Genomic DNA, 5,183 nt, shown 5'->3' with positions numbered 1-5,183 from the left:
TTAACACAAGCGTCACATAGATTTAAAACCAGCGTCACAAGATTCGGGCTTAATCCGGATCGTGGAAAATCAAGAACATCGATTTCGCACGATCTGGATCTCAGACGTGCATCTGGGCACTCCGGGGTGTCAGGCGAACTATCTGCTAGACTTCCTGCGAACACATGAATCAGATACGCTGTATCTCGTCGGCGACATCCTAGACGGCTGGCATCTCAAAAAGGGGTGGTTCTGGCCGCAAACCCACAACGATATCGTTCAGAAGATATTGCGCAAGGGCCGCAAAGGTACCCGGGTTGTATTCATCCCGGGCAACCACGACGAAAGTGTCCGCCAGTTTATTGGCTTGAGTTTTGGGGAAATCGAAGTCCTTGAAGACGCCATCCATACGCTAGCCAATGGTAAGCGTCTATGGATTACTCATGGTGATCTTTTTGACGGTGTGATGCAGCATGCCCGCTGGCTAGCCTATGTGGGTGACAGCGCCTATACCTTGATTCTCAAACTGAACCGCTGGTTTAACGCGATCCGCGTCCGCATGGGGCTACCCTACTGGTCACTTTCTCAATATCTCAAGCACCAGGTAAAAAATGCGGTCAATTTCATTTCGGCCTTCGAACATGTGATGACCGAGGAAGCGCGTCGACGCGAATGCGATGGTGTTGTCTGCGGTCACATCCATAAAGCAGAAATCCGGGAAATCAACGGCATCCTTTATGCCAACGATGGAGACTGGGTAGAAAGCCTCACCGCACTGGCCGAGGACTTTGAAGGCAACTTGCAGATTATTCACTGGAATCGTCGGGTAGAAGCTCCTTTGAACCTACCTAGCCTACATCAGGAACGCTCTGCACGAGCCTAGGACGTATTTTGTCATCGAGCGAAGGAAAAAGCATGCATATCCTGATCGTCACGGATGCCTGGGAGCCCCAGGTGAACGGTGTTGTACGCACATTAAAATCGACACGGCGCGAACTACAGCAACTGGGTCATACCCTCGATATTCTGTCACCGCTCGAATTTAAAACAGTCCCATGTCCAACGTATCCTGACATACAACTCTCTCTCCTACCCAAAAGACGCGTCGTTGAGCGCATCGAAGCCTTTAAACCTGATGCTCTTCATATTGCGACGGAAGGCCCACTGGGGTTAGCTGCTCGGCGCTGGGCAGTGAAGAACGGGTTTCCATTTACCACGGCTTACCACACACGGTTTCCTGAATACGTCCATGCCAGACTGCGAATCCCATTAGGATGGACTTACCGATATCTCCAATGGTTCCACGGCTCTGCAGAGGCTGTCATGGCACCCACAGAAGTCGTCAAAAAAGATCTGGAACGGGTCGGCTTCAAAAATGTCGTTTTGTGGAGCCGAGGTGTTGAACTCAATATCTTTTCACCACGTAAAGTACAGCGGCTCGGTACCCGGCCACCCATCTTTTTGTACGTGGGGCGTGTTGCTGTCGAGAAAAATATCGAGGCCTTTCTCGAACTGGATCTACCTGGATCAAAATGGGTTGCCGGTGAAGGCCCCGCGCTTGCCGCACTTCGTGCGAAATATCCCAAGACCAATTTCATGGGGGTCTTGAATCAGCATGAGCTTGCCGAAGTGTATTCATCAGCAGACGTATTCGTGTTTCCCAGCAAAACCGACACCTTTGGTTTAGTGCTGCTTGAAGCCATGGCCTGTGGCTTGCCAATTGCTGCTTACCCGGTGACCGGACCACTCGATGTTATCGGTAATGCGCCTGCAGGTGCTTTAAATGATGATTTGCGCCAGGCTTGCCTAGATGCCTTAACACTGAAACGTGAGGATGCGGTCGCGCATGCTCAGAAATTCTCCTGGGGTGCAGCAACCCAACAGTTCATAAAACACCTTCATCCAATTAACCGTGACAAGCAGACCGTTTAAGGTGGCACAACTTTGATCGATTACGATCCGGCAAAGAACCCGCATAAAGGAAACCGTGGACTCAAGCGTGTCTGGCTAGCGACTGGTCATTCACTGCAGGGCCTCTGGTTTGCACTACGCGAAGAAAGCGCATTCCGCCAGGAACTGGTTCTCGCTATTCTCATGACACCATGGGCATTCGCCTATCCGTTTACACCGACAGAGCGATTAATTCTCGTGGGCAGCCTCTTACTGGTCTTGATGATTGAGCTTGTTAATTCAGGCATTGAGGCAGCGATTGACCGAATCTCCTTCGAAGCGCACAGTCTTTCCAAGCGCGCCAAGGATTATGGCAGTGCTGCCGTACTAATTTCACTGCTTTTCTGTGGCAGCGTTTGGGCAACACTTTTCTATCCTGTATTTTTTAACTGACTTAGTAGAAGCATAATGAATCTGATTTTATGGCGTCATGCCGAAGCCATTGATCTTGGCACACCTGTTACACCTGGCTGTAAACGCGACCTGGAGCGTCAACTTACCGAACGTGGCCAGCAACAAGCCGCTTCCACGGCTCGATGGCTCAAAAAAAACCTAAAACGTGACTTCAGCATCATAACCAGTCCGGCATTGCGCGCGCTTCAGACGGCAAAAACCTTCACAGATAAACCGGAGATCATTCCGGAGCTTTGCCCTTTGGCCGATACTAGCCACGTGCTTGCTGCAATTAACTGGCCACAGGGTAAAGATATCATTGTCGTTGGCCATCAACCTTGGTTGGGTCGGGTTGCCAGCCTCCTGCTCTCCGGCCAGGAACAGGATTGGTCTGTCAAAAAATCTGCCATCTGGTGGCTGTCTCACCGTCTACGCAAGCAGGAAGATCAGGAAAAAGCTCAAACGGTGCTCCGTCTTGTAATGCCACCGGATTTGATCACACCACCCTAACGTCATCGATTTGTCACCAAGACGTCACATGTGCGTCATTGACAACCGATAGAGTTCCTTTAGCTTCAGACCCACAGAGGACTCTCATGTCGGAAAAGACAACAACAGCATCATCCGTGATTATCGAGCAAACCCTGCAGGGTAAGCCTGTACAAGCGCCCTCGCTGCATATTTCATGGGCACGGCATCAGGACGAAGTTGAAGAAGCACAGCGGTTGCGCTACAAAGTCTTTGTGGAAGAAATGGGCGCTTGCCTGCCTAAGGCAAAGGACGGCCTGGATCAGGATCTGTTCGATGCCTGGTGTGATCACCTGATCGTGCGTGACGAGGAAACACTACGTGTCGTCGGCACCTATCGGGTGCTCACCCCTCACCAGGCAAGCAAACTCGGTAGCCTATATTCTGAAACAGAGTTTGATCTCACCCGTCTTGCCCATCTACGCCCCAAAATGATCGAGTTAGGTCGCTCATGTGTCCACCAGGACTACCGCACGGGGAGTGTCATCATGGCGCTCTGGAGCGGCATCGGTCGCTATATGGTGTCTGGTGGTTACGAAAGCATGCTGGGTTGTGCCAGTGTGTCGATGGCAGATGGCGGCCACTACGCAGCGAGCCTGTATCACAAGCTTTGCGAGACGCATCTGGCAGACATCGAGTACCGAGCCTTTCCCCGCCTGGCACTCCCGGTAGAAAGCTTGAACCAGGGCCTCAATGTGGAACCGCCGCCACTCGTTAAAGGCTACCTTCGCCTGGGTGCAAAGATCTGTGGTGCACCGGCCTGGGATGCGGATTTCAATACCGCTGATTTTCTGACACTTATGCGGCTATCCGAACTGCATCCCCGCTATGCCCGCCACTTTCTGGGCGAGCATGCGGTTTAATTGGGGACTACTTACCCGTACAGCCCGAGGGTACGTATTTCTGCTCAAGGGCTGTCGTACACGTCCAGCCGGTAATGGTCGCATTGGCTACGGTACCGGTATAAACGATGGTCTTACCATCCACATTTTTATCAATACCCTTCAATGCGACGGTCACTGTCGCACTGCTGGCATTTCCGCCTGATGTAACACTTTCAACATATTGAGTACTACCCGAACACAGATTATTCGGTACGCTGGTGGCGCCACTCTGCACAGCCTCTGTCACCGATACCTTACAGGCGGAGGCTGCAAGCAGACCTTCAGAGACTTTAGCGCGAATCGTATAGTTCTGATAAGCAGGCAGTGCTACAGCACCAAGAATACCTACGATGGCAATCACAACCATCAGCTCGATCAGGGTAAAACCTGCTTGCAACGAATTGCGCATACATATCTCCAATAAAAACCTTAAAGTCCTAGGGGCATCTTAACGCATCGCGGCATCCGCCGCAAAAGCGATGGGTAACTCAGTGCCCAGCCCTCGCTCGATGGCACGTTCCAGCACCTTCAGCGCAACCGCCATATCCTGAACCGCCAAACCCTGGGATTCAAAGATGCTGATACCTTGTGTATTGGGGTTGATCTGCACACGACCGGTAATAACATCACCAAGCTCGATTAATTGCCGAGGCAGCAAACGCCCTTTCTCTAGCAATGGCAATAGATCACCCGACTCCCGCAATGCCGTTTCCACGGTATCCACCACGATCGGGCAGCCTTTACGGATGAGATCCTCCGGTAACTCGCGACGAATCAGCGCATTGCTACCAGCTGCATTGAGGTGTGTACCCGGATTCACCCATTCTGCTTGCAATACAGGTGAACTACTGGTCGTAATGGTGCCCACCACATCCGCAGCACCCACAGCATCGGCGGCGGCATCCATAGACACCGATACGATCAGTCGATCGGGAAACTCTTGCTGCATCCTTGCCACAAATGCATCCCTTTTTTCAGTATTCCGGGCAATGACAGAAACTTTTTCGATTGGCAGCACCGATAACTGCGCGGCAAGGTGGCCTTCTGCTTGCCAACCTGACCCGAAAATCGCCAACTCGTGCGCATGAGGGTTGGCTAACCAGCGAGAGGCCACACCCGATGCGGCACCCGTACGGATCATGCCCAGCAAATCTGCAGAAATCATGGCGCGTAATGCGCCACTTGCACCGTCATAAAGATGAATCAGAAAACGATTACCTGCACGGCTGCTGGTGTAGGCTTTAAAACCTGTGACAGACACACCTGACTGATCGGTATAACTGGCCTGCAGCAGATGCAATGCCAGTTTCGGGGTCCGCGTCCGTTGCCGAGGCAGATCCTGGGCCCGCCCCTCTGTTAAGGCACGGTGCGCATCCTCTACCGCTGCAATCGCCAGCGGCATATCCAACGCTTTGCGAACTTCAGATTCAGTCAGATACAACGCCATTA

At 52.1% G+C, this 5,183-nt stretch carries 7 protein-coding genes; 5 read left to right on the top strand and 2 right to left on the bottom strand.

Annotated elements, in window-relative coordinates:
* Window positions 1-61 precede the first annotated feature (61 nt).
* The 5 genes from ACYZYZ_RS09145 to ACYZYZ_RS09125 all read left to right on the top strand — a co-directional run bounded on the left by ACYZYZ_RS09145 (window position 62) and on the right by ACYZYZ_RS09125 (window position 3,713).
* Window positions 62-862: a UDP-2,3-diacylglucosamine diphosphatase gene (locus ACYZYZ_RS09145; protein WP_461484043.1), complete on the top strand. Its 801-nt coding sequence runs from the start codon at window positions 62-64 to the stop codon at window positions 860-862.
* A 32-nt stretch (window positions 863-894) separates the two neighbouring features.
* On the top strand, window positions 895-1,911 hold the full coding sequence (locus ACYZYZ_RS09140) for a glycosyltransferase family 4 protein (RefSeq protein WP_461484042.1): 1,017 nt from the start codon (window positions 895-897) through the stop codon (window positions 1,909-1,911).
* 12 nt (window positions 1,912-1,923) lie between these two features.
* Window positions 1,924-2,322 (top strand): diacylglycerol kinase, encoded by a 399-nt coding sequence (locus tag ACYZYZ_RS09135; RefSeq protein WP_461484041.1) that lies wholly within the window; start codon window positions 1,924-1,926, stop codon window positions 2,320-2,322.
* Between the two features lie 15 nt (window positions 2,323-2,337).
* A complete protein-coding gene (locus ACYZYZ_RS09130; RefSeq protein ID WP_461484040.1) occupies window positions 2,338-2,832 on the top strand; it encodes a SixA phosphatase family protein in 495 nt (164 codons plus the stop codon).
* An 86-nt stretch (window positions 2,833-2,918) separates the two neighbouring features.
* Window positions 2,919-3,713: a GNAT family N-acetyltransferase gene (locus ACYZYZ_RS09125; RefSeq protein ID WP_461484039.1), complete on the top strand. Its 795-nt coding sequence runs from the start codon at window positions 2,919-2,921 to the stop codon at window positions 3,711-3,713.
* Window positions 3,714-3,720: 7 nt separating this feature from the next.
* Here ACYZYZ_RS09125 and ACYZYZ_RS09120 read toward each other — a convergent pair whose 3' ends face one another.
* Both ACYZYZ_RS09120 and ACYZYZ_RS09115 read right to left on the bottom strand, forming a co-directional pair.
* On the bottom strand, window positions 3,721-4,143 hold the full coding sequence (locus tag ACYZYZ_RS09120; protein ID WP_461484038.1) for a pilin: 423 nt from the start codon (window positions 4,141-4,143) through the stop codon (window positions 3,721-3,723).
* Between the two features lie 39 nt (window positions 4,144-4,182).
* On the bottom strand, window positions 4,183-5,183 hold a 1,001-nt coding region (locus ACYZYZ_RS09115), incomplete at its 5' end, for an ornithine cyclodeaminase family protein (RefSeq protein ID WP_461484037.1).

The organism is Porticoccus sp., from assembly GCA_023261185.1.
GTDB classification, from domain to species: Bacteria; Pseudomonadota; Gammaproteobacteria; order Pseudomonadales; family Porticoccaceae; genus Porticoccus; species Porticoccus litoralis.
Note: the sequence above shows the minus strand (reverse complement) of the source record. Positions and strands in the feature narration are given on the sequence as shown.